Source organism: Legionella cardiaca (genome assembly GCF_029026145.1).
Lineage (GTDB): Bacteria > Pseudomonadota > Gammaproteobacteria > Legionellales > Legionellaceae > Tatlockia > Tatlockia cardiaca.
This window is the reverse complement of record NZ_CP119078.1, coordinates 3,157,902-3,182,154: the sequence shown is the minus strand read 5'-3', so window position 1 is coordinate 3,182,154 and position 24,253 is coordinate 3,157,902. Positions and strand designations below refer to the sequence as shown.

The window sequence follows — 24,253 nt, the reverse complement described above, 5'->3', positions numbered from 1 at the left end:
TCAATAGTATTTTTAAAAGCAATAATGCATTCCCATCAAATACATTGTAGATTCAATGACCAATTCATTAGGGATTTTCGCAAAAACTGAACAAAAAAAGACAAGTGAAATTTTCAAATGCGTGATGAAAATGAAGCAAAAATATTATCGATTTTGAATTTCTTTTCTCTGGAGAAGTGCAGTAATACAAGACAAGCAATTGCCGTAGCACTTACAAACAAGCCAGGCCCCAAAAGAGCTCCTGCCATTTTAGCTTGCTCCGCTAAGGGCAAACTGAGTGCACCAATGCTCGCCGCCAGAGCCCACACGGTTGATACCCCGCGACAACGATACTGCGAAGGAAGTTGTAAATACAGAAAATAATAGAGTGCAGCACATAACAACCCATCTGCCAAGACATAACCCAGGAGTGAAAATAGAACGCCTGCTTTACTTTGTTGAGCAGTAAAATAAAATAACAGTGGTGCCGTTATCATCAATATCAACATACTGCTTTGCACCAAACGATAGCAATGTTTCGGCTGACTGTAATAGGCAATAGGTAAGGCTATAAAAGCAGCAGCAAATTGGGCAATCGAACCAGCCCATGCACATTGTACTTTCGACATTAATTGGCTATCAATAGCAAAAGAAACCCAAAAAACATTACATATGTAAACCATTACACTAACAAAAGTTCCCATAGCAGCAATATTTAAGAGCCCACGCCAATGGTTTCGCCATTGATACTGCGTATGAGGTTGTTTTTTTTGAAACTCAGGAGATTCCGCTAATTGCTTGCGTAAACGACAAACCCATAAGGATAATCCACCAACAATGGCAAAGACTAACCGCCAGGCATCATGAAAATTTGTTACTTGTAAAACACTGGCAATGGCACCTCCCATGAACATCCCCAATGCGCCACTTGCGGCCACCATTCCCCCTGCCAATAATGGCTTGGTTGGATGATGCTCTACTAAAAACATTGCCGATGTATTAATTTCGCCACCAATAGCCAAGGCTTGCGCGATACGTAAAAGCAGCAATCCCCAGGTTGCCCATAAACCCACCTGTGCATAACCAGGTAGAAGACAAATTCCCAAAGTCGCCATTCCCATCAATGCCGCAGACAAAACCATGGGAAGCCGGCGGCCATTTAAATCCGCCTCCCTGCCAAACAACCAGCCTCCCACAGGGCGAGCAAAGTAGGCACCAGCAAAAAGGGCAAAGGATAGCAAGAGACTATAATCGGAAGCAGGAAAAAACTCTTTGGCAAAAACAGACTTCGCTAAATAAAGATAAAGCGTAAAATCTAACCATTCTAAAAAAACCAGGGCTAACACAAGGAGTAAGGCGCTTCGTCTCATATTTATTACTGGGCTAAATTATGTTGCACGTATAGCGTGCACGATGAACAATTTCGTCTCAGCATAAAAGCTGATAAAATCAAATTATACCATTTTCAGCATTGCGTTGTAATTGCCAACTCTCTTTTATTATTTTTGTGGTAATTTATAGCAATTTATCGGAATAACCATGCACTTTAATCTGGTTGGAGCAGGCCGCTTAGGCAAAAATATTGCTTTCGCCTTAACGGCTAAGCAGCAAGGGCAATTAGGGGCCATCTGTAATCGTAGTCCACTTAGTGCAGCCTTGGCATCCCAACAGATTGGTTCCGGTACTGTGGTGAGTAACTTAAAAGAATTACCCCCCGTGGAATTAACGTTTATTACTACGCCAGATGATACTATTCGCCGGATTGCAGATGAGCTTGCCAAAGAAAAAATTATGCTACCTGGTAGCATTGTGGTGCATTGTAGTGGTGCGTTGAACTCCAATGAATTACTGGTACTCAAAAAACAAGGCTGTCACATTGCCAGTATTCATCCACTAAAAGCATTTAGAGATAACTATATTGATAGTAATGCCTTTCAAAACTGTCCTTGCGTCGTTGAAGGAGATGACAAGGCCGTCGCTTTACTTATTGCACTTTTCAACTCATTAGGAGCAACTCTCGTCCCCATTAAAGCAGAAAAGAAAGCCTGTTATCATGCGGCAGCTGTTTTTTCCTCAAACTACTTGGTTACTCTGATTGCGACTTCCATCGAATTGTTGACTGAAGCAGGCATTTCTCATGATTTGGCCAAAAATATAAGCATGAAGTTAATGCACAGCAGCTTCACGAATATTGAACAAACAACGGACCCCAAACAGGCGCTTACAGGGCCCTTGGCTCGAGGTGATGTCCAAACTATTGAAAAACATTTAGTTGCTTTACTAAATCCTACCCTAAAGGCTTTGTATCGCGCCGCAGCTCTTGCCACCTTGCCTTTAACAGAATTAGAAATAGAAAAAAAATTAGCGCTGCAACAGCTATTAACTGTCGATAAAATAAGCTAATGTTTCACGGGAAACGATACCATTAACTCTCGGGATTTCCGCGAATACGTTTGACGTACACCGTTTTTTTAACCTTAGCAATGACTTGTTTTGAACTATCATAAATTTCTGTATGAAACACAGGGAGATATTTTTTATTGTCTTTTGTTGACTCTTTGATAGCAAAAAGTTCGCTATCAGTAATTGAAAAATCTGCATACACACGACTTGTGCCCGGTTTAATATAATCAATTTCACCGTGTTTATCCCAAACCACATAATCAGATCCCAATCGCTGAATTAACATTAAGGCAAAAAAAGGATCCGTCATTGAATAAAGACTGCCACCATACTGCGTGCGCATGTAATTTTTGTTATACCAGCGAAATGCCATAGAAACTCGCGCAAAGGAAAAATCCTCGCTAATGGTATCGACCTTAATTCCTGCCCCCCAGAATGGAGGGTAACAATTTAAAATAAAGCGTAAGGCTTTTGCCGATAGTTTCATGCTATTTTTCAGTAGCCGACGCCGTTACCTGTAATGCAGTGACATTCTGCAATCCACGTGGCAAACGATTGCCACGGCGGCCGCGCTCACCCTGATAATGCTCAAGATCAACGGTCTTTAAAGTAAAGTGTCGCTTACCCGCATGAATCGTTAAGGCATCTTCGATAAACAATACTTGAATATCAACAATAAACTCTTCACGCTGCTCGGATTTTGCAGAAGGAATGCTAATTAATTTATTCCCTTTGCCACGACTAAGTTCGGGAAGTTCACTTACGGGGAAAATTAGCAAACGACCAATATTGGTAACACAAGCAATATATTGCGCATCTTTAGCGGTGATTAGACGAGGTGGCAGTACTCGACTATTGGCTGGTAATTTAATACAGGCTTTACCGTTACGATTTTTAACGTACAAATCTTTTAATTGACTAACAAAACCATAACCTGCATCACTTGCTAAAAGGACCCAATCCTCTGCATCACCACCAACAAGTGCTTCAAATAACATCCCATCGGAAGGATTTAATCTCCCAGTGAGCGGTTCCCCTTGTCCACGCGCTGAAGGTAAGGTATATCCCGGTAAGGTATATACCTTGCCCTCATTATCGAAAAATACCACTTGTTGATTACTCCTGGCATTGGTTTGGGCTTTGAAATCATCCCCAGCTTTATAACTTAATTCGCGGCCATCGATGTCATAGCCTTTTGCTGCACGAACCCATCCTTTTTGTGATAGCACGACCGTAATGGGCTCATTGGGAAGAATATCTTCTTCTTTTAGAGCTTGGGAATCTTGCCGTTCTACTAATGGGGAGCGACGAACATCGCCAAATTGTTTTTTATCAGCAGCAATTTCATTTTTTACTAGTGTTCTTAGTCGTTTTTCACTGGCTAAAATTGCTTGTAACGAGTCACGCTCGGCACTTAATTCATCCAACTCAGCACGCAATCTTATTTCTTCAAGTTTGGCCAGATGCCGCAACTTCATTTCTAAAATAGCTTCAGCTTGTCTTTCACTTAATTTAAAGCGGGCAATTAATCCTTCTTTAGGATTGTCATGTTCACGAATAATAGCAATGACTTCATCGATATTGAGAAAAGCAGTAATTAATCCTTCCAGAACATGAATACGATCAAGAACTTTTTCCAAACGATACTGCAAGCGTCTTTTTACTGTCAGTAACCGATAACTTAGCCATTCTTGCAGAATAGTGACCAAGCCTTTTACCCGGGGCTTGCCATCAAGACCTATCATATTGAAATTAACTCGATAACTGCGTTCCAAATCGGTTGTCGCAAACAGATGAGACATTAAGCCTTCAACATCCACTCGATTTGATTTAGGCACAATCACTAAGCGAGTTGGATGTTCATGGTCAGATTCATCACGCAGATCATCGATCATTGGCAACTTTTTTTGTTGCATTTGTAAAGCTATCTGCTCAATAATTTTGGCACCAGAAACCTGATAAGGAAGAGCCGTAATAACAATATCATGCTTTTCCTGGCTGTAAACAGCTCGCATTTTTACCGAACCATTACCTGTTTCATATAGACTGCGTATAACATTGCGGGGAGTAATAATTTCTGCGGCGGTGGGGAAATCGGGGCCTTTTACATAGGCTAAAATATCGTTCAAGTTAGCATTGGGATTATCTAATAGATGTATACAGGCATCAGCCACCTCCGTTAAATTATGAGGTAGAATGTCAGATGCCATCCCTACGGCAATTCCTGTTGCTCCATTTAGGAGTACATTGGGTAACCGGGCAGGTAATAAAGAAGGTTCTTGTAACGTGCCGTCAAAATTATCGACCCAATCCACCGTTCCTTGCTGTAGCTCTGATAAAAGCAATTCTGCATAAGCTGATAAGCGTGCTTCGGTATAGCGCATTGCAGCAAAGGATTTTGGATCATCGGGAGAACCCCAGTTTCCTTGGCCGTCCACAAAGGGGTAGCGATAAGAGAATGGTTGTGCCATAAGAACCATGGCCTCATAACAGGCTGAATCGCCGTGAGGATGAAATTTACCCAGCACATCCCCGACTGTTCGTGCTGATTTCTTATGTTTGGCCGTTACCTTGAGTCCCAACTCGGACATCGCATAAACGATACGCCGCTGCACAGGTTTTAAGCCATCAGCAATATGAGGCAACGCTCTATCAAGAATTACATACATGGAATAATCAAGATAGGCTTTTTCAGTAAACTCTGTTAGTGGTTTACGTTCGATGAGATCGTTCATAAGTCTTATGATTCATACTGGATTTGCAATACTATGGCCTCATGCAAATCTGGGTTAATAGGCAAATTTTTAAATGCCATTACGAATGCTTACCATAGAATGAATAATCGTTAATTTAGCATAAAGCATTTAAAGAAGCGAATCAGTCGGGTTAATCAAGTTTAACGTATTAAAGGCTTAGAAATCACTTAATTAGAAAAGAATTACCATTAAATTCACAAAGTTATCCACAGCCTTCTAAGAATCCAACGCTGCATTATTTTAAAAATACATTGTAAATCAATGGGTTAATTAACTAACTTTTCTTGCGATCAAAGTGACTCAAAGTTATTCACAGATTGCATAAATCAATCTTTTATTCTCGCCCACTCTTTATCAATAACATCATTGTTTTATCCAAATTGCCCGGTCCCAAATAATTATTTAATTACTTGATAATTTTCGGATTAACACCTTTCTAGAACATTCTCTAAGGCTTAATAACCACTTAATACTCGCGATGTATAATTAATATACGAAACTCAGGGCGCGCAACAACATGTTTAGAGTAATCAAGAAAGAAATTAAAACTAGAAACCTTGAAGGCTTTTATCTAAAAAAGAGTGAGAAAACCAAATTTGGTGGTGCTGGAGAAGGTGGTGTCTATCGAGATAAGCGCTCGGGAAAAGATTATCTTCTTAAGCGCGTGTCTCTACCTGGCGTTACCGATCCAGCTGAGAAAAAAACCATTAACTGGCGCTCTTGGGATGAAATTTTAGCAGCACGCTTTCTTAAAGCCGCCGGTGTTTTAGTTCCTAATATGTTTGCTGTTGTGGATAAGGACGGCGTCGTTTATGTTGCTTCAGCAATGTTGCCCGGTGTTAAAAATTGTACCCACGATAAATTGCAAACCCTTCCACAGGCAAGCAGAGACGCCATTCTTGCCAGCCAACTCTTACATTGTTGGCTTGGGAACAGAGATATCGTTAATGGAGCAGGAGAAAATTTTGTTGTAGATGCTGATGCTCGTATATTTAACGTTGATTTAGGTGCCGCCTTATTTTCTGGATTTCGCAGTATTGTACCGGGTAAAGATAATGTTAATTTTAATAAAGACAATATTCGACCCTTTCTTATAGATAGGCAAAATGATCAATTTGGAATATTAAAAACCAAGACTGGAAGTTCAGTAGAGACCAAGAATATCAAACAAACAAAAGCGTTTTTTTCAGAACTCACTTCGTCTCCAGAGAATGAGCGTAAATATCAATTACAGGGTGCGCTGATGCTAGCCCAATTCAGCGATAAGGATATCGAAGACTTGGTCAATAGTACTGGTCATAGTCCAGAGGACAAAGAACAACGTATAGAAATTTTAAAGGCACGTAAGACCGCAATTTTAGAACATATTCAAAAGAAATATGGTGAGCATGCACTTAAAGAAGAGCAAATCTCTCTTGAATTACAACATATTTTTCACAAGTATGGGCTTTACAATAAATACGTAGGGACTGGTGGTTCTGATGCGATTGTGAGTTATCGCGCTCAGTACACTAATGCCATCAAGCCTCATGTCAAAATTAATCCTGATGGTACGATTGCAATTCAAATACCCAATGGACATCATGACAAAGCATTACCCATTATTGCGCGTCTTGCTGGGACAAAGATAATAGATAACAAAGGGTCCATCACTGTTACCTTACCATGTGATGATTTCACTCATGAAATACACAAAGAGTTAATTCAAAATTCATTGCAGGTTTTTTTCTCATCGTTTGGTTATTTATCCAACATCCAAGATGAATTTCATCGTTACGTTTACAAGGGAGATGGCTGTTATGGATTTAGACCTGCGGTAACAGCCAATGGAGAAACCATCACCATAACACTTCCTGATGAGAACGCCGATAAACACCAGGCAATGCTAACGCTTTTTAGTGAGCAATTAAACCTTGATCCTCTTGCCATGCGAATCGAAAATGGCGCTTTGTCAATAACTGGCATCAATTTGGAACAGCTGGCTTCTTATTTCATGCAGAATAAAGGCGCGCGAAAAACAGCGGTTGTTTCAGAGAATCAAGAAGGAAAAATTTTGGCAGGAAAGCTTGATCCTAAAAAGAAAGCTGTTTCAGGATTTGCCACTGCTGGAGGAGGTTCTGATCACCCCTATAATCCTGTTCGAGCAGCACGCGAAGAAGGTACAGATGAATTCGGGCACTCCATAATGATGGAGGCTCCATTAATTCCCATTGGCTCAACGCTACCAAATAAAAAGAAAAATATTTTTTTAGTACAGCCAGGTGGTACTGCAGATAAGGCTGATACGCAGATTGACTATAAGGAATTTCAAGACAACAGTATCAAATATTATAGTTTCCGTGAATTTAGAGAAGCTTATGAAAAGGATCAGTCAAAATTTGATCGCTCCAGTGTTGATTTATATCTTCGTCATTATCAACGTGAAATTCAAAAAGCACTCACTGAGCTGGGATTGAATAATGTTCTAGTGCAAATTTCTAAAAAGCCAGCAACCCTTGGGAAGATTTCTCTAAAACCAAGTATTGAAAATTATAATTACGGCTCTAATACACCAAGGAAACTTAATGATGAATGTATTAAACTAATGAAGGAACTAGTAGGAGAAGGACAGTTCAAGTTAATTCGCAAAACAAGCGAACAAGGCAACTCTAAAAAAAGCATGAAGGTTGAAAGGATATATTTTGCACTCGCTGATGACATGAACCCTGCTACCTTCCACGCTTTGCTACTTAAAAAGATTCAAAGAGTAAATAGCGAAACCAGTACCCCCCTTGAGGATTCCCAGCAAATACATCCCATGGAATCACTGCGCAAAACGTTAATTGACAAGGTTGATAATTACCTAACATGGCGTAATGACAAAGATAGTGATGATGGCCGCGGTTACCAATTGGGTCTTTTCACTAGATTGCGGCATTATACTAAATTTGGCCAAGAGCGCGCAGAAAAATTAAGAGCACAACTTGTAAATGAAGAACCCGACAAACTTATTCCCATTTTACAAAAACATTTTGCTAACCATTCAACGCTTCACAATCATTCATTGGATACCTATTTGCTTGAGGGTGTGATGAAACATCATGAGTTGCTCCATCTATCTGATGACTTTGATTTGCAAAATAGCAGTGAACGAGTGGTGCTTCGTGAAGTAATTAAAAACTATGAGGTTATAGAAGATAGCCGCTTAACCGGCGGTTTGACTACAGGAAAATAAAAAGGGCGTCAACTTAAAGAACGCCCTTTTCAGAATGCATGTAACCATTATTTAATGTGTTTACGAATTTTTTGGATTGCACGGATTTGCGCAACAGCACGTGCTAACTCTGCTGCAGCTTTTGAGTAATCCATATCAGCATGTTTGCTTGAAATTGCTTCTTCTGCTCGAGCCTTTGCAGCAAGAGCAGCAGCTTCATCGATTTCTTCCGCGCGCTCAACAGCATCTGCTAAAACAGTCACATAATAAGGCTGAACTTCAAGCATCCCCCCAGAAACATAGTAAATCTCTTGGACACCACCTGGTAATGTAACGCGAATTTCACCAGGTTTTAAAAGTGTTAGCAAAGGAGCATGTCCTGGCACGATACCAATTTCACCAAGTTCCCCGGTGGCGACGACCATTTCGACGACACCGGAAAAAATTTCCTGTTCAGCACTAACGATATCTAAGTGCGTTGTTATTGCCATGTCTGTTTGCCTCATAGAGTTTTAGCTTTAGCAACAGCTTCCTCGATGCTACCTACCATGTAAAATGCTTGTTCAGGTAAATCATCATACTCACCAGCAAGAATTCCCTGGAACCCTTTAATGGTATCTTTTAATGAAACGTATTTACCAGGTGAACCCGTGAATACTTCAGCAACGAAGAATGGCTGAGAAAGAAAACGTTGGATCTTACGTGCACGAGAGACAACACGCTTATCTTCCTCAGACAACTCGTCCATACCAAGAATTGCAATAATATCTTTCAACTCTTTGTATCGTTGTAGCGTTTGCTGAACGCGACGAGCCGTATCATAATGTTCTTGACCAACGATAAGTGGGTCTAACTGACGAGATGTTGAATCCAGTGGATCCACCGCAGGATAAATACCTAACTCAGCAATTTGACGAGACAATACAACAGTCGCATCCAAGTGAGCAAAGGTAGTTGCAGGTGATGGGTCAGTCAAGTCGTCTGCAGGTACGTAGACTGCTTGAATAGAAGTAATAGAACCTGTCTTGGTTGAAGTAATACGCTCTTGTAACATCCCCATTTCTTCAGCTAATGTCGGTTGATAACCTACTGCAGAAGGCATACGGCCTAACAGTGCAGACACTTCTACCCCTGCCAGCGTATAACGGTATATATTATCGATAAATAGCAATACATCACGACCTTCATCACGGAATTTTTCTGCCATGGTAAGGCCAGTCAAGGCTACTCGTAAACGGTTTCCTGGTGGCTCATTCATTTGTCCGTAAACCAGAGATACTTTATCAAGTACGTTAGAGTCCTTCATTTCATGATAGAAGTCATTACCTTCACGAGTACGCTCACCCACACCGGCAAATACGGAGTAACCGCTATGTTCAATAGCAATGTTACGAATAAGTTCCATCATGTTAACGGTTTTACCTACACCAGCACCACCAAAGAGACCTACTTTACCGCCCTTCGCAAATGGACAAAGTAAATCAATAACCTTAATGCCAGTCTCCAACAGTTCTTGACTACCTGCTTGATCTTCGTAACTTGGTGCCTGGCGATGGATAGCCCAATATTCATCGGCATCAATAGGGCCTGCATCATCAACTGGACGTCCTAGAACATCCATGATACGTCCTAATGTTTTCTTACCGACTGGTACTTGAATAGCCTCACCAGTATTTTCAGCCTTGACGCCACGCTTCAAACCGTCGGTAGTACCCATTGCAATCGTACGAACAACGCCATCACCTAATTGTTGTTGCACTTCAAATACTAAATCCCCTTCAACGAGCTTTAAGGCATCGTTTACTTTGGGAACATTATCGCGGGGAAACTCCACGTCTACAACCGCACCAATAACTTCAACTACTGTTCCTAGACTCATCATATACCCTCTTATAAAGCGGCTGCACCACCGACAATTTCCGCCAACTCTTGCGTAATAGCGGCTTGTCGGGCTTTGTTATAAGCCAATTGAAATTCTTTAATTAACTCACCTGCATTATCAGTTGCGCTCTTCATTGCAATCATCTTCGCAGCTTGCTCACATGCAATGTTCTCTACAACGCCTTGATAGGTTTGCAGTTCAATGTATCGCTCCAATAAACCATCCAGCAATTCTTTAGCATCAGGTTCATAAATATAATCCCAGTGATGCCCTAATGATTTGCTATCATCTTCAGATACAGGCAATGGCAATAATTGTTTTACAGTTGGCTTTTGTGTCATTGTGTTAATGAATTCATTGTACACAATGTGTAAAGCGTCAATAGTGCCATTGTAAAACGCATCCAACATTACTTTGACAACACCAATCAGATCTTTGATACCAGGTTTGTCACCGAGTTGGTCGACAGAAGCAAGCACACGACCACCAACGCGTCTAAAGAAAGCTTGCCCTTTGCGACCAATTACACAAAGATCAATTTCCTTGCCTTCATGTTGCCATTGGCGCATGACACGAACGGTTTCTCGTAATAAGTTGGCATTCAAACCGCCGCATAATCCACGATCGGAAGTTACTACAATAACACCAACCCTTTTGATTTCGCGTTGTGTCATAAAGGGATGATGATATTCAGAGGTAGCTCGAGCAATATGTTTAACAACATTATAAATTTTGGTTGCATAAGGTTTGGATGCACGCATTCTGTCTTGCGTCTTACGCATTTTACTTGCGGCAACCATTTCCATTGCTCGAGTTATTTTTTGCGTGTTTTTAATACTCGCAATTTTTGAACGGATCTCTTTCGCTCCAGCCATATCTTGCTTCGCCTTTAATTTACCAGATTGCAACAGGCTGCAACCTGTCTATAAATCATTGCCGCCCTTAAATTTGGGGCGGCTATTAATTTACCAACTACCAGTACGTTTAAACTCTTCTACTGCGCTCTTTAATTGTGCTTCGATATCATTATCATAAGCACCTGTTTCATTGATTTTGTTCAGCAGAGCTGCATGAGTAGCTTTCATATAACCATGTAGCGCAGCTTCAAAGGAACCTACCTCAGCAACTGGAATATCATCGAGGTAACCCTTTTCAACAACAAACAGTGAGACAGCCATATCAGCCACAGACAGAGGCGAATATTGTTTCTGTTTCATTAATTCAGTAATACGTTGTCCACGCTCTAATTGCTTACGAGTTGCATCATCAAGATCAGAAGCAAATTGTGAAAACGCTTCAAGTTCACGATACTGAGCAAGAGCTAAACGAGTACCACCACCTAGTTTTTTCATAATCTTGGTTTGAGCTGCACCGCCCACACGAGATACCGATAAACCAGAGTTAATTGCAGGACGCACACCGGAGTTGAATAAATCAACATCTAGGAAAATCTGACCGTCGGTAATAGAAATAACGTTGGTAGGTACGAATGCAGAAACGTCCCCTGCTTGTGTTTCAATAATCGGCAACGCGGTTAGTGAGCCTGTCTTACCAGTAACTTCACCATTCGTTAACTTTTCAACTTCTTTTGCGTTAATTCTTGCAGCACGCTCAAGTAGACGTGAATGCAAATAGAAAATATCCCCTGGATAAGCTTCACGCCCTGGTGGACGGCGCAATAACAAGGAAATTTGACGATAAGCCCAGGCTTGTTTAGTTAAATCGTCATAAACAATCAATGCATCTTCACCTCGCTCCATGAAGTACTCGCCCATTGCACAGCCAGCATAGGGAGCGATGAATTGTAATGCTGCAGAGTCAGAAGCACCGGCCACAACAACAATGGTATGTTCCATTGCGCCATGTTCTTCCAGTTTACGTACGATCGCGGCAACAGAAGAGGCTTTTTGGCCAATTGCAACATAAATACATTTAACCCCTGTCCCTTTCTGATTGATGATCGCATCAATCGCAATCGCTGATTTTCCAGTTTGGCGGTCACCAATAATCAATTCCCGCTGACCACGTCCTACTGGAATCATTGCATCAACTGCTTTTAATCCTGTTTGTACAGGTTGATCCACCGATTGGCGAGCGATAACGCCTGGAGCCACTTTTTCGATAGGAGACATTCTTTCTGCATTGATAGGGCCTTTACCATCGATGGGGTTACCCAACGCATCAACAACGCGTCCCAAAAGATTTTTGCCAACTGGAACTTCAAGAATACGGCCGGTACATTTACCTTTTTGCCCCTCAGAAAGGCCAGCGTAGTCACCAAGAATTACTGCACCAACTGAATCGCGTTCGAGGTTCAATGCCAAACCGTAAATACCGCCTGGAAATTCGATCATTTCACCTTGCATGGCATCGGCCAAACCATGAAGACGAACGATACCATCTTTTAAACTAACAATAGTTCCTTCATTTCTTGCTTCAGAAACGACACCAAATTGTTCGATTTTTTTTCTGATTAATTCACTGATTTCAGATGGGTTTAATGCTATTTGTTCTGACATGAAATCTATCCTCTCTATTATGCGGCTAACTCGGTACTTAGTTTATTTAACTGTCCCCGCACCGAACCATCAATTACTAAATCACCAGCTTGAATAACCGCACCGCCCAGCAGTGATGGATCGATAACTACCTTAAGTGTTACCTCACGTTTTAGGCGCTGGCTTAGTGACGTTTTAAGTTGCTCTGTTTGCGCGGCGGAAAACTCTGAGAAACTGCGAACGTTTACAACGAGAGTTTTCTCTTGTTCAGCGCGTAAGGCCTCGAACAACACCTTAATATCAGGCAAAAGTATAAGGCGCTTATTTGCAGCCAACGTAGAAATTAGATTTTCAATAGCTTGTAATTCATTCTTGCCTGTTTTAGCAAAAGGAGCCATTAATAATTCACTTTGCTGCGCCTCTGTTGTTGCAGGATTCATAATGAATTCTGCAACTTCCTCAGTCAGTACTGACACAGCTAAAGTCTGTAATATCTCAGACCATTGGCTAAGCTTATTAACAGCCAGAGCATATTCAAATATTGCTTTTGCATAAGGTCTGGCAATGGTTGTTGTATCCGGCATATCAAATCTCTTTAATTAGATTATCCAGTATCGCACTGTTTGCCTTCTCATCGATTTCCCGCATAAGAATTTTTTGCGCGCCAGCAACAGCTAACTGTGCAGCTTCTTTACGCAAACTATCTCGCGCACGATTAAACTCTTGCTGTAATTGCTCATGAGCAATTTTAGCTTGTTTTTGTGCTTCTAATTTAGCATCTTCTTTTGCTTCTTCGATCATTTGTGCAGCGCGACGAGTGGCTTTCTCGATAATATCTGAAGCCTGCGCTTTGGCTTGCTTCAACTCATCTTTTACGCGATGTTGAGCTAACTCCAACTCTTTACGCCCGCGTTCAGCTGAAGCCAAACCATCAGCTATTTTATCTTGACGTTCTTCCATTGCTCTAGCCAAAGGAGGCCAAACAAACTTCATGGTAAACCAAACAAATGCAGCGAAAACGAGCATTTGTACTACCAGTGTTAAATTAATTTCCAAGGTAATTTCTCCTGTAACATTTGGGGGCGTGCATACGCCCCATTAGGTGTTATCAAGAACCCAAGTTGCTCAGGAAGGGGTTAGCGAAAGTAAAGAATAACGCAATACCCACACCAATCATTGTTACCGCATCAAGAAGACCAGCAACGATAAACATTTTAACTTGAAGCATAGGAACCATTTCTGGTTGACGTGCAGAACCTTCAAGGAATTTTCCACCTAATAAACCAAAGCCGATTGCAGTACCTAATGCGCCTAAGCCAATCAATAATGCGACTGCGATAACAGTCATACCTTGAACTTGTGCTATTAAATTTGCAGCTTGCATATAAATCCCCTTAATGGACAATGTTTAAATTAAAAAATATTAGTGGTCTTCATGAGCCAAACTGAGATAAACAATAGTCAGTACCATGAAAATAAATGCCTGTAGCGTGATCACCAGAATATGGAAAATTGACCATGCCAACGCCAATAAAAATTGAGCAATTCCTAAAGTTGCAGTGCCTGCTACAGAAGATGTCGTTGCATTTAAGGTTAGCAAGGCTATCAGAATAAAAATCAATTCGCCAGCATATAAATTTCCAAACAAACGAAGTGCGAGAGAGATTGGCTTGGCAATTAAACCGACTAACTCCAACAATAAGTTAAAAGGTATAAAAGCCCAATGATTAAATGGCTGCAAAGTCAATTCTTTAATAAAGCCTTTTGGACCCTTAATTTTAAGGCTGTAGAAAATAATCAGCATAAATACCGATAAAGACAGTGCAAAGGTTAGGTTTAAATCATTGGTTGGCACAACCTTCAAATAATGAACACCCAGCGCTCGAGCAGCCAAAGGCAGAACATCCACTGGCAGTATATCCATGAAGTTCATTAAAAAAACCCAAACAAAAATAGTTAGAGCCAAGGGGCCTATTAATTTATTTTTGCCGTGAAAACAGTCTTTTACCTGATTATCTGCAAACTCCAGCATAATTTCGGCAAAATTTTGTAATTTACCAGGTACACCCGTTGTGACTCGACGAGCGCCAAAATATAGAAGCGCGAGAATAACAATACCTGAAACTATCGAGAAAAAAAGTGTATCTAAATTTAATGTCCAAAACCCACCGGAACCAAAACTCATCGTTTTGATATCGTAGGTTAGGTAAGTTAGGTGATGCTTGATATAGTCTGTGCTTGATACCATTTCAGTCACTTTTTGGCCTATTCTGTTTGTTAGCAAAAAACAAGGGTGCGAACCAATGACTCATTAGCACCACAATGTAGGTTAAAAAAAACGCAAGAGGGGCTATTTTGAATGACATGAACACGAATGTAAATAAGGCAATGGTTGATACAATTTTTAAAGCCTCCCCCAAGTAGAAGCTTTTGACGATTTGCCTTGCCGCTCTAGCTCCTTGATGACGAAAAAGTTTTTTGGCAAAAAGAGCTGATGGTATAATTGCTACCAATCCACCCAACAATGCCGATATTGCTTCTTTTTCACCCCAAATTAGCAGTAATCCTAGCGTTATCAATAAACTAGCAGCTAATTGTGCTAGTAAAAAACGCTTGATGCCACCAATGCTACGCCTGTCTTTCACAAATTTCACCCATCTTTCAACGCGCGGATTATAAAGTAATCAATATGGATAAGCAACGTTAGTGCAGAGAAAATGACTTTTATTGGCAACAGAAAGGTAGAAAACACCTCTTTACAAAACGTTATCTCGCAGTTGTGTAGTAGATCCCCTTTGATTAATTTCATGCAGGTCGATAATTCTATCGGCAGTCTGGATGGTTTCTATTCTATGCGCAACTACAATTTGCGTAATTGCTAAAGAGCGCAACATTTTATTAATGTTTTTTTCATTATTCACATCTAGATGACTGGTTGCTTCATCCATAAATAATATTTTAGGCTTTTTATATAACGCCCTGGCCAATAAAATTCTCTGCTTTTGGCCACCGGATAAGGTTGATCCCATATCGCCAACCAACGTTTCATATCCCATGGGTAATCTGATTATTTCTTCATGGACACAAGCTAATTTTGCTGCATGATAAACATTAGCCATATCAATTTCTTCATTAAAAAAACAAATATTATCCATAATAGAACCTGTTAATAAGGAATCTTCCTGCATAACTGCTGCGGTTAATTCCCGATAGTTTTTTAGGCCGAAATCATTGATTGCAACGTCATCAATGTAAATATCACCACTGCTAATACTAAGTAATCCCATCATGACTTTAAGTAAGGTCGATTTTCCACAGCCGGAAGACCCAATAATCGCTACTTTTTCTCCCGCATTTATAGTTAAATTAATGCGATGCAAAATATCATGATCCTTGGCGTGATATCTAAAACAGACATCTTTTAAAACTAAGGCGCCCTTCATTCGTTTAGCGGTCCCACAACCCCTCCTAATTGTCTCAGGCTCTTGAAACAGAATATCACTTAAGCGATTAAGCTGGATTGAAATCAATTTATAATCCACTAAATTTTGCATTAATGTTGTGGCTTTATTAACTAATAAATGTCGGTATGAAAGAAATGCAATTAACATCCCCGCAGAAAACTTGTTATCTAACACTAATGAAGAACCAATACATAGCACCACAATAGGCTCTAAATGAAACAATAATTGATTTACACAGTGATAAATTGTATTAATTCTGGATATCTTAATATCTGCATTTAATGAATTGACATAGCTATTTCGCCAGGTATTAAATCTTATTTTTTCTTTAGCAAAAGTCTTTATTGGCATAATTCCTTGTAATGTTTCCAGAAAGACAGAGGCCGATTTTGCATGCTGCATAATGGATGATTCTGTCTCTTTCTTTAAAGAATAATAAAACAAATACCTCACCATTAAGCTAATGGTCAATGATAGAATAACTAAAGAAGTAAGTAGGCGACTATATAGGAACATGACAAAAAGATTGATAATTATCATTAAGCCATCCAGAACTGTATTTACGAAATCCGTACTTATTTTTTTCTGTATTTGATCGATAGAATGAAACTTCGATTGAATATCGCCCTTATGCCTTTTTTCAAAAAAGTCTAATGGTAATCTTAAAAGATGCTCAACGACATTCGCCGAAAATTTTTCGGTCATAGTATTTGTCAAATAAATTATAAAATTACTGCGAATATATTCGATAAAAACTTGAAATGTTATCAAAATAATGAAGGCTGCAGCCATAATATAAAGGTTATTCATATCGCTGGAGCCTATTACATCATCGGTAACGTATTGCATGAATAAAGGATTTAGCAAATTAAACATCTCAATACAAAAAGAAAGAAGCATCAATAAAACAATACTTTTATTAATCCCTTGCACGGCTTTCACTAAATCATACAAACTCAACTTATGTTGGTCTTTGATTTTTGTAAAATCAGCATTTCTTTCAACTTCCAGAACAATACCAGTAAAGGATTTTGAAACCTCTTCTATTTTGCAATGTTTAAGACCCACGGCAGGATCATGTATGGTAATACTATTTCTGCCGACTTTTTTTAACACAACAAAATGATTCATATTCCAATGAATAATTGCCGGCGTTTTAACCTGACTTAACTCCTCGAGAGAACTCCGTATCGCTCTGGTAGTAAATCCTAAATTCTCCAATATTTCCTTTAACGTTAATAATGTCGTCCCACGCTGCGAAGGTTTACTTATTTGTCTAATAGCACGTAAATCAAGCTGGTGACCCCAAAAATTACTTATCATGGCTACACAGGCATGACCACATTCTCCCATCTCGTCTTGAAGGATGATGGGTAATTTTGTGCTTTTTTTAAATTGAAGGCTTGCCTTATGACTCATGAAAATAACTTCCCGTAGTAGCTATACAACGGATCTAATATCCATTGCCATAGTTTTCTTCTAGAACCAACTATCACCGCTGAAAATGTCATACCGTGCTGTATTTTTTGTATTTCGCCATAGACCATGACTGTTTGCTTATCCAGTTTGGCAATAACCTTGTAATAGGGTTCACCGATGCGAAAGGGCTTTTCCTCCTCGTCATCAGCCATAATGTTCTGGCTAATTTCTTTAATACTTGCTTGATAAGTACCAAAGCGTTGATAAGGATAGGCATCGTAGCGAATCACAACCTTGCTATCTTTACGTAAAAAACCGGCTTTTCTTGCAGGAATGAATAACTCTGCTATTAACTCCGCTTTATCAGGAATAATAGTTATTAATGATTTCGTCGTATTGACATATTGGCCTTCTTTGTAAAGGATACTTGAAACAATGCCATCAATCGGAGAGCGGATGCGATATGATCTGCTCTGGTTATATCTGATCATATCCATCTCAATAAGACTTTGTTTATTTTTAAGCTCCAACAGCTCTTCTTTTTTCTGATTATATTCAGCCAATGACACATATTTTTTCTCTAATAATTGTGCAAGCGCATGCAAATTTCTGGATTTATAAACTACCTCTTTTTCAATGATTTTTTTCCTTTTTTGTAATTGCGCCACAATATCATTATCACTATTTTTAGAGGCTCCTACATAAGACGTATCCACAAGAAATAAATTCTTTCCTTTTTTTACCTTCATACCCTGATAAATATTACCTTCAGAAATAATGCCATTTGTTCTTGGATAAACACGGACAATTGCCCTGGTAGAATTTACATAACCAGAAACAATAAATTTTTCTGAAAATTCAGCAAAAGACAAAAATAAAATTATGGAAACGATAATGATTGAAAATCCTATTGCTGAAACCGTGTATTGAGGTGGCACATTAATACAGACAGAACCATAAATCCGTTCTTTCGTTTGCTGGAGCGCTTCCTTGCGGAATAAATCCGATTCTTTCATAAATTAAAAACTTGCTGATGTTTTAATTGGACTGCGGTAAATGTGATTATCCATATTCTCATCAATTTTTTTAATAGCTGATGGCTCATAGTTTTTTAAACTGATTAGCTCAGAATCACGCTTCCAATTAAAAGAGGTCGTTTTTTGAATGAGGAAATTGGTAAACATATCAAGCATTTTGATTTGCGGAATTAAATCTTCTATCCATAAAAACTGCCCCTGTTGATTAACTTCAAGGAAGTAGAGCTCATCATCTGGTGTTACAACAAAATCAAAACAGCCAAAAACAATACCCAGTCTTTTCATAAAACCACGAATTTTATTTCCAATGCTGGTAGATAGCTGGTACGGCTCAATTCCCAATTCTCCTGGAGGAATCACTCGCCAGTCATTTAAGCCTTTTGCATGCTCTTGTGAATTAATTTTTACAGCAACAAGATAATCGCCAAAACAAGTCACACGTAATTCATATTTCTTTTTTAATTTTTCTTGATATATACCAGGCGTCAACTGCAAGGTCGAATCAGAAGGCAGTTGTTCATGGGCAACCGTTTTTGTATAAGATAATTTTAAGCGATTATTTTCGCACCAATGGTGGCAAGAAAAACCCTTATAGATAACCTGGCTGTTTTTATTATTAGCAATAAATTCTTTAATTTTCTCAGGGGCATTGGATATTAACGTAGCAGGGATTTTAAAATCTAAGCTAGCGGCCAACTTTAACTGATAAACTTTAGAGCTTGCATATTTGATAGAATCAAAAGGATTAATCCACCAGGGTCCTTGCACAAGGGTTAACGGAATGGAATCACAAAATATAACGTTCTCTTTTCTTATGAAATCAAAATCATTTTCATGCCCGGTCTTAGGGATAAATGGATTTCTGGTCCGTCTCCACCACACAACATCAATTTCATTTTCTGTGATGGTTTTGGCACCAATGGCATTTTCCATCATCCAGGAATAATGCCCATTTTCACAATAAATACTATTTTTCTGTTTTGTCGGCATATCACCCATGTACCATAAAATACAACGATGGCCTTTATCTTCCAGTGCTAATTTTACGAGTTGTGCATGCAAATCGTCTGGTGCTGTCGCTATTAAAATATTCATGTTATTACTCAACTATTTATTCCATGTTTGGTCTTTTGATTCTGAGGAGGAATCAGAATCAAAAGATTTACCATCTATTTCTTAGATATCCCAATCATCATCATGTTCAACATCACCTCCAGGTTTTTTAGAGGTGTAATATTTCGTGCCATGATGAGTATATGTACTTCTGCCACCTGACACTTCTTGCAGATCTTGTTCGGCAATTTCTGTTGCCAACCCATAGGCGAGGACTCGCTCGTTTTTATTTTCCATGTTTATTTCCATTTTTGATCACTCTAAAATCCATTTTATCTGCGACCGATTATTGTTATTTCTTCATCCTGAATTCTAAGTGAATTAATCTAAGCAGCATTGGTGTCAACCCATTTTTTCCACGCAATTAGATTATCTTCACTATAATTTTTACCACTTACTCTCTTTAAAATTTGATATGCAATATCATGATTATTCAGTTGTTTTAGCTTTAAAATAGCTAAAAGATTTTTTCCACCTTGATTAATAATCTGTTGTTTCGCGCTTTTTGAATTCGTGGTATTGAGCAATACAAATAGAGCTTTATTCCTATCCGTTATTTGCGGAGAATCCAGTAATTCCAGGAAAGGGCGGAGATTTATCTGTGTTATCTTTGCATTCTCCATTGTTTCTGCAATAACGCGTATGACATTGTTGCGAACCCCAGTATCTTTATCCTGCACATGAGGTAATAATCGTTGGATGATTTCTCGCGGATTAGTAAAATGCCCCATCAAAAAAGCTGCCGCTGCACGACGCTCAGGATTGGGATCACTATTCATGGTATCTAGAATAAGTTTTTTTTGTTTAATCGCCCCCTCATTGAAAATTTTTAAATAGGGTTTTAACTGGGGATGTTCAAATTGGCGGATACAATGATAAACCGGACAAGGTATTTCAGTAGTCTTTAATTGACCATTCATCCATAAATTTGTTGCAGTATTTTGAAAAACGATCATGTCATTTATTAAATCGTTTTTTGCTGCAAAATTTCCTTTCATTCTCGCAGATGCAGCAAATCGCATTCTTTCAGGTTGAGATTTGGTAACCACGTCGATAGTGGTATATTTGTTTTTATTGTTAGAATAAAAAATCGTATTTAAATCCACATATAGATAATCACCTTCTTTTTTAATGTCATTGGTCAAATGATTTTTCAACAAAGAAATTTTGTCCCATTCTTTAGTACTGTTTTCTTTGAATTGTTTCTCTAGCCTATTTTCAAGATCACTAATTCTCTTGGAATATTTACTAACTATTTTTTGCGATTTGTTAGATTCATCACCATATAAATCAATAATATTTCCTGCCATTAGTTTGATTGGCAAGGTTAAACTTACTATTACGCATAAATTTTTAATCATGGTTGTTCCATTTCGTTATGTATTTTTGCACGGTTTAAATCAACATGACGCTGCATATTTTGTAAAATAATTCCCTCCATTTGTCGTCTATAGCGCTCAATTGTATGTACAGCCTTCCCAGAGTCCCACATGAAATCTCTTGCTCTACTTACAAGAAAATTGACGAAGATATCCAGCATTTTTAATTCTGAATTGTATTCTTCTATCCACAAAAATTGTCCTTGCTCGTTAACCTCAAGAAAGATGTACTCATTACCCGGTGTTACAATAAAATCAAAAGCGCCAAAAACAAGCCCCATTTTTTGCATGAACAAGCGTATTTTTCGTGCCAACTCTGACGGCAAATGATAAGGCTCTATTGCCATGATACCTCGTGGAATTGCTCGCCAATCGATATAGCCATCCTTGTGCTCTTGTGAATTTAATTTCACCGCGACAAGGTAATCACCAAAACAAGTAACTCTTAATTCATATTTTTTCTTAATTTCTTTTTGAAAAATTCCTGGAACCAGTTGCAATAGCTGATTGTTAGGTAAATCCATAAATTTAATTTTTGTGGTATAGGAGATTTTTGTCTGTTTTTCTTCAAACCAAAAATTAGCACAAAGCGGTTTATAGATAACACCAGCCGCTTCATTTTTTAAGAGAAAATGGCGAATATCTTTCGGATTATTGGAACAAAGTGTCGTGGGAACTTTCATGCCGCAAAGGCCTGCAATTCGCAATTGCAGTAATTTGGAATTTGTTCTGGTAGCGACTTCTTTGTCATTAATCCACCAAGCGTTGGGTGCCATATTATAGATGAGTGATTCATAAAATAAGCTATTTTCTCTTACTGCAAATCGATAATCTTTAGGATGAATCATCGCTTTTGGCACATAGGGTTTTCGCACTCGACGCCACCAAACAACATCATAATCATTATCTTTCGTGAGGTAGTATTTATCGGAACTTTGCCATTCAAAATCATTATCATTAATATAAACTGAATTTTTTTGCTTGGTTGGTTGATCAGCGATAAATAGAAGCTTTACATGATGATCTATTTTTTCTAAGGCTATTTTTACCAACACAGCATGCATATCATCAGGTTCAGTAACAATTAGTACTTTCATTTTCTCAAAATTAAATTATATAAATTATTTATTTTTGCAGGTTCTAGATTGACTAGAACCTCTCGTATAAGACTTACCAATCAAAAGTAACATCCACGCATCCATCAATGTCTTGTCCGCTTCCGCCAGTGGGCTGTACGGTTTGTTTCGTGGTCATTTGCGCAGAACCACCTGACACGTTATCCAAGTCACTATTGTCTATAACTTTAGCGAGGTTATAGGCAAAAACACGTTCGTTTTTATTTTCCATTTTCTTCTCCATTCGCTAGTTTTCAATTGCTATTAAATTTCAATTATTAGTTAAATTTACTAACTAATCTTGTCTTCTAATGGACGCGCCATTATTGTAATTTTTAAATTTGGAAACGCCTCCCAAACCAAGGGGTTGCATTTTTTTAATGCTCATGTTAGTGATGAAAAGCATGTGAAGCCAGCTAGATAATTAGCTTGTTTTTGATAGGATTTTTCCTAATATTCCTTCAATTTTAGCCGTTAATTTAAAGTGAATTCGATGTTGTTAATCAGCGAGATAACAGCCTGATGCATATATTTTTTCTAGTAAAGTCGATTAAGAACGGTAAGAAAAGAGAGGGATATCGTCGTAACACTTTTTTAATCTGCAGCAAATCTATCAATCACTGCTTGATTCCACTGCTGTGGCTGTTCCAAATTGGATAAATGCCCAGCCTTGACAAGAACGACTAATTGACTGTTTTGTGCCAAAGCATGCATATCTTCGCTTTGCTTAGGGGCAATTGCTCTATCTTGGTCACTGGTTATTACCAGTATCGGGCACGTTGTTTTCACCAATAACTGTGAATGATCATTCCGCTGCGCCATTCCTCGTAGAGCTGAGGCTATAGCTGTCGATTTTTGCATCGTTAAAATATGATGAAGAAACGCTTTATTTTGCTCAGCAGCCTCAAAAGATAGCGCTTTGGTCATAAAGTTTTGAATAAAATTGTCTGGCCCCTGCGCAAGAACTTCCATTGCAGTTTTTTCGCGCAATACTTTGGTTTCAGGGTTATCGGCAATGGCTTGAGTATTAGAGAGAACAAGACCATCTACCTGTTGCGAATATTTTTCAAGGAAAGCCAGAGCAATGTACCCTCCCATTGATTCACCCGCGATGATCACTTTTTGCAATTGTAGATGCTCTAATAATAATTTAATTTCATCTGCGTAATCATCCATAGTAACTGCATTACCATCGACAGACGAAGACTCGCCAAATCCCCACAAGTCTAAAGTGATTACTCGAAAATGCTTTTTTAGTTCCTCTTGCTGTGGAGCCCACAATCGCTTATCTGTAGGAAAAGCATGAACTAAAAGCAAGGGTTTCCCGTGACCAACATCGGTATAGGCAATAAATTTATCATGAGTATGAATGGTCGTTGCAGGAGAGTAGGTCATATGACAAAAAAAACAAAATCCTAAAACTAAAAATCTGACTAGAAGTTTTCTTCTATTCATTCAACCATCTCCCTATGAGTCGCTGCCTTATTTCAGTTCTAGATGAAAATCTTTTGCCATATCACCCGGCGCATAACCTTGGCGGTAAGCGAAGGTTTCACAGATATGCACAACGATAAGCAAAGCGCCGTCACTCTTTTTTTCTAATTCCCAAGTATGTGTTAAGTCAGCAATAAGTTGCTGACTATAGGCCGCAGGTGATTGCCAAGTTTTAGCATACCAGACACCCTTGGTCGCCACAGTAATTTTATTTGCTTTCTGTTGGCTACTTTGTAACTCACAATCAAAAGATTGATCGAAATAAATAAGCTTTCCAATTTGGTGATCGGCAAATCCGGCAATACCTTTGAAAAAAATATTACTGCCACGTAAACTAAGTTCAAAATTTTCCAGGTCAATAATGCCTACAAAATCGGATATAGGCGCACGAGATGCATTTAAACTATTAAATTTTTTTATAACTTGAAGTGCTTCATTCTCATGTATCACCATCTTGGTCATGATTACCTCATTCTGTTTATGAGAAATAAACCAATCACACGATAAGCCTTTTTTAAACA

At 38.9% G+C, this 24,253-nt stretch carries 23 protein-coding genes; 2 read left to right on the top strand and 21 right to left on the bottom strand.

The window, feature by feature from the left end; genetic code table 11:
- Positions 1–113: 113 nt before the first annotated feature.
- A complete protein-coding gene (locus PXX05_RS13865; RefSeq protein WP_275088783.1) occupies positions 114–1,349 on the bottom strand; it encodes an MFS transporter in 1,236 nt (411 codons plus the stop codon).
- 169 nt (positions 1,350–1,518) lie between these two features.
- Between PXX05_RS13865 and PXX05_RS13860 the strand changes: the two genes are divergently transcribed.
- Entirely contained in the window at positions 1,519–2,382 is an 864-nt protein-coding gene (locus PXX05_RS13860; RefSeq protein WP_275088782.1) for a Rossmann-like and DUF2520 domain-containing protein, read from the top strand.
- Positions 2,383–2,404: 22 nt separating this feature from the next.
- On the opposite strand, the gene PXX05_RS13855 is transcribed toward PXX05_RS13860, so the two are convergent.
- Positions 2,405–2,869: a DUF4442 domain-containing protein gene (locus PXX05_RS13855; RefSeq protein WP_275088781.1), complete on the bottom strand. Its 465-nt coding sequence runs from the start codon at positions 2,867–2,869 to the stop codon at positions 2,405–2,407.
- Position 2,870: 1 nt separating this feature from the next.
- Positions 2,871–5,117, bottom strand: coding sequence for a DNA topoisomerase IV subunit A (parC, locus tag PXX05_RS13850; RefSeq protein WP_275088780.1), 2,247 nt, complete (start codon positions 5,115–5,117; stop codon positions 2,871–2,873).
- 538 nt (positions 5,118–5,655) lie between these two features.
- On the opposite strand from parC, the gene PXX05_RS13845 reads away from it, so the two are divergent.
- Positions 5,656–8,352, top strand: a complete 2,697-nt coding sequence (locus PXX05_RS13845; protein ID WP_275088779.1) for a hypothetical protein — start codon at positions 5,656–5,658, stop codon at positions 8,350–8,352.
- Between the two features lie 47 nt (positions 8,353–8,399).
- On the opposite strand, the gene PXX05_RS13840 is transcribed toward PXX05_RS13845, so the two are convergent.
- From PXX05_RS13840 to PXX05_RS13755, 18 genes are all read right to left on the bottom strand, one after another.
- Complete coding sequence (locus tag PXX05_RS13840; RefSeq protein ID WP_275090526.1) at positions 8,400–8,822, bottom strand: F0F1 ATP synthase subunit epsilon; 423 nt, start codon at positions 8,820–8,822, stop codon at positions 8,400–8,402.
- An 11-nt stretch (positions 8,823–8,833) separates the two neighbouring features.
- Complete coding sequence (gene atpD, locus PXX05_RS13835) at positions 8,834–10,210, bottom strand: F0F1 ATP synthase subunit beta (protein ID WP_275090525.1); 1,377 nt, start codon at positions 10,208–10,210, stop codon at positions 8,834–8,836.
- An 11-nt stretch (positions 10,211–10,221) separates the two neighbouring features.
- Positions 10,222–11,088, bottom strand: coding sequence for a F0F1 ATP synthase subunit gamma (atpG, locus tag PXX05_RS13830; protein WP_275088778.1), 867 nt, complete (start codon positions 11,086–11,088; stop codon positions 10,222–10,224).
- A 90-nt stretch (positions 11,089–11,178) separates the two neighbouring features.
- Positions 11,179–12,732: a F0F1 ATP synthase subunit alpha gene (gene atpA / locus PXX05_RS13825; protein ID WP_275088777.1), complete on the bottom strand. Its 1,554-nt coding sequence runs from the start codon at positions 12,730–12,732 to the stop codon at positions 11,179–11,181.
- 17 nt (positions 12,733–12,749) lie between these two features.
- On the bottom strand, positions 12,750–13,295 hold the full coding sequence (locus PXX05_RS13820) for a F0F1 ATP synthase subunit delta (RefSeq protein ID WP_275088776.1): 546 nt from the start codon (positions 13,293–13,295) through the stop codon (positions 12,750–12,752).
- A 1-nt stretch (position 13,296) separates the two neighbouring features.
- Complete coding sequence (locus tag PXX05_RS13815) at positions 13,297–13,767, bottom strand: F0F1 ATP synthase subunit B (RefSeq protein WP_275088775.1); 471 nt, start codon at positions 13,765–13,767, stop codon at positions 13,297–13,299.
- A 52-nt stretch (positions 13,768–13,819) separates the two neighbouring features.
- Entirely contained in the window at positions 13,820–14,095 is a 276-nt protein-coding gene (gene atpE / locus PXX05_RS13810; RefSeq protein WP_028385819.1) for a F0F1 ATP synthase subunit C, read from the bottom strand.
- 39 nt (positions 14,096–14,134) lie between these two features.
- Positions 14,135–14,959: a F0F1 ATP synthase subunit A gene (atpB, locus tag PXX05_RS13805; RefSeq protein WP_275088774.1), complete on the bottom strand. Its 825-nt coding sequence runs from the start codon at positions 14,957–14,959 to the stop codon at positions 14,135–14,137.
- Position 14,960: 1 nt separating this feature from the next.
- Complete coding sequence (locus tag PXX05_RS13800) at positions 14,961–15,356, bottom strand: ATP synthase subunit I (protein WP_275088773.1); 396 nt, start codon at positions 15,354–15,356, stop codon at positions 14,961–14,963.
- A gap of 111 nt (positions 15,357–15,467) precedes the next feature.
- Positions 15,468–17,594: a peptidase domain-containing ABC transporter gene (locus PXX05_RS13795; RefSeq protein ID WP_275088772.1), complete on the bottom strand. Its 2,127-nt coding sequence runs from the start codon at positions 17,592–17,594 to the stop codon at positions 15,468–15,470.
- On the bottom strand, positions 17,591–18,610 hold the full coding sequence (locus tag PXX05_RS13790; protein WP_275088771.1) for an HlyD family secretion protein: 1,020 nt from the start codon (positions 18,608–18,610) through the stop codon (positions 17,591–17,593). Before PXX05_RS13790 ends, PXX05_RS13795 begins: the two co-directional genes overlap by 4 nt.
- A 3-nt stretch (positions 18,611–18,613) precedes the next feature.
- Complete coding sequence (locus PXX05_RS13785) at positions 18,614–19,726, bottom strand: MvdC/MvdD family ATP grasp protein (protein WP_275088770.1); 1,113 nt, start codon at positions 19,724–19,726, stop codon at positions 18,614–18,616.
- An 81-nt stretch (positions 19,727–19,807) separates the two neighbouring features.
- On the bottom strand, positions 19,808–19,993 hold the full coding sequence (locus tag PXX05_RS13780; protein ID WP_275088769.1) for a hypothetical protein: 186 nt from the start codon (positions 19,991–19,993) through the stop codon (positions 19,808–19,810).
- A gap of 77 nt (positions 19,994–20,070) precedes the next feature.
- Positions 20,071–21,105: a HEAT repeat domain-containing protein gene (locus PXX05_RS13775; RefSeq protein ID WP_275088768.1), complete on the bottom strand. Its 1,035-nt coding sequence runs from the start codon at positions 21,103–21,105 to the stop codon at positions 20,071–20,073.
- Positions 21,102–22,220, bottom strand: a complete 1,119-nt coding sequence (locus PXX05_RS13770) for an MvdC/MvdD family ATP grasp protein (RefSeq protein ID WP_275088767.1) — start codon at positions 22,218–22,220, stop codon at positions 21,102–21,104. Before PXX05_RS13770 ends, PXX05_RS13775 begins: the two co-directional genes overlap by 4 nt.
- A gap of 73 nt (positions 22,221–22,293) precedes the next feature.
- Entirely contained in the window at positions 22,294–22,482 is a 189-nt protein-coding gene (locus PXX05_RS13765) for a hypothetical protein (protein WP_275088766.1), read from the bottom strand.
- Between the two features lie 350 nt (positions 22,483–22,832).
- Positions 22,833–23,693, bottom strand: a complete 861-nt coding sequence (locus PXX05_RS13760; protein ID WP_275088765.1) for an alpha/beta fold hydrolase — start codon at positions 23,691–23,693, stop codon at positions 22,833–22,835.
- Between the two features lie 27 nt (positions 23,694–23,720).
- Positions 23,721–24,194: a hypothetical protein gene (locus tag PXX05_RS13755; protein ID WP_275088764.1), complete on the bottom strand. Its 474-nt coding sequence runs from the start codon at positions 24,192–24,194 to the stop codon at positions 23,721–23,723.
- Positions 24,195–24,253 lie beyond the last annotated feature (59 nt).

Bases quoted from the DNA above. Each gene is read 5' to 3' on its own strand.
- PXX05_RS13865 (WP_275088783.1), bottom strand. From the start codon at position 1,349: ATGAGACGAAGCGCCTTACTCCTTGTGTTAGCCCTGGTTTTTTTAGAA.
- atpE (WP_028385819.1), bottom strand. From the start codon at position 14,095: ATGCAAGCTGCAAATTTAATAGCACAAGTTCAAGGTATGACTGTTATC.
- atpD (WP_275090525.1), bottom strand. From the start codon at position 10,210: ATGAGTCTAGGAACAGTAGTTGAAGTTATTGGTGCGGTTGTAGACGTG.
- PXX05_RS13840 (WP_275090526.1), bottom strand. From the start codon at position 8,822: ATGGCAATAACAACGCACTTAGATATCGTTAGTGCTGAACAGGAAATT.
- PXX05_RS13770 (WP_275088767.1), bottom strand. From the start codon at position 22,220: ATGAAAGTACTAATTGTTACTGAACCTGATGATATGCATGCTGTGTTG.
- PXX05_RS13790 (WP_275088771.1), bottom strand. From the start codon at position 18,610: ATGAAAGAATCGGATTTATTCCGCAAGGAAGCGCTCCAGCAAACGAAA.
- PXX05_RS13755 (WP_275088764.1), bottom strand. From the start codon at position 24,194: ATGACCAAGATGGTGATACATGAGAATGAAGCACTTCAAGTTATAAAA.
- parC (WP_275088780.1), bottom strand. From the start codon at position 5,117: ATGAACGATCTCATCGAACGTAAACCACTAACAGAGTTTACTGAAAAA.
- PXX05_RS13795 (WP_275088772.1), bottom strand. From the start codon at position 17,594: ATGAGTCATAAGGCAAGCCTTCAATTTAAAAAAAGCACAAAATTACCC.
- PXX05_RS13820 (WP_275088776.1), bottom strand. From the start codon at position 13,295: ATGCCGGATACAACAACCATTGCCAGACCTTATGCAAAAGCAATATTT.
- atpA (WP_275088777.1), bottom strand. From the start codon at position 12,732: ATGTCAGAACAAATAGCATTAAACCCATCTGAAATCAGTGAATTAATC.
- PXX05_RS13860 (WP_275088782.1), top strand. From the start codon at position 1,519: ATGCACTTTAATCTGGTTGGAGCAGGCCGCTTAGGCAAAAATATTGCT.
- PXX05_RS13760 (WP_275088765.1), bottom strand. From the start codon at position 23,693: ATGAATAGAAGAAAACTTCTAGTCAGATTTTTAGTTTTAGGATTTTGT.
- PXX05_RS13855 (WP_275088781.1), bottom strand. From the start codon at position 2,869: ATGAAACTATCGGCAAAAGCCTTACGCTTTATTTTAAATTGTTACCCT.
- PXX05_RS13785 (WP_275088770.1), bottom strand. From the start codon at position 19,726: ATGAATATTTTAATAGCGACAGCACCAGACGATTTGCATGCACAACTC.
- PXX05_RS13845 (WP_275088779.1), top strand. From the start codon at position 5,656: ATGTTTAGAGTAATCAAGAAAGAAATTAAAACTAGAAACCTTGAAGGC.
- atpG (WP_275088778.1), bottom strand. From the start codon at position 11,088: ATGGCTGGAGCGAAAGAGATCCGTTCAAAAATTGCGAGTATTAAAAAC.
- PXX05_RS13765 (WP_275088766.1), bottom strand. From the start codon at position 22,482: ATGGAGAAGAAAATGGAAAATAAAAACGAACGTGTTTTTGCCTATAAC.
- PXX05_RS13780 (WP_275088769.1), bottom strand. From the start codon at position 19,993: ATGGAAATAAACATGGAAAATAAAAACGAGCGAGTCCTCGCCTATGGG.
- PXX05_RS13775 (WP_275088768.1), bottom strand. From the start codon at position 21,105: ATGATTAAAAATTTATGCGTAATAGTAAGTTTAACCTTGCCAATCAAA.
- atpB (WP_275088774.1), bottom strand. From the start codon at position 14,959: ATGGTATCAAGCACAGACTATATCAAGCATCACCTAACTTACCTAACC.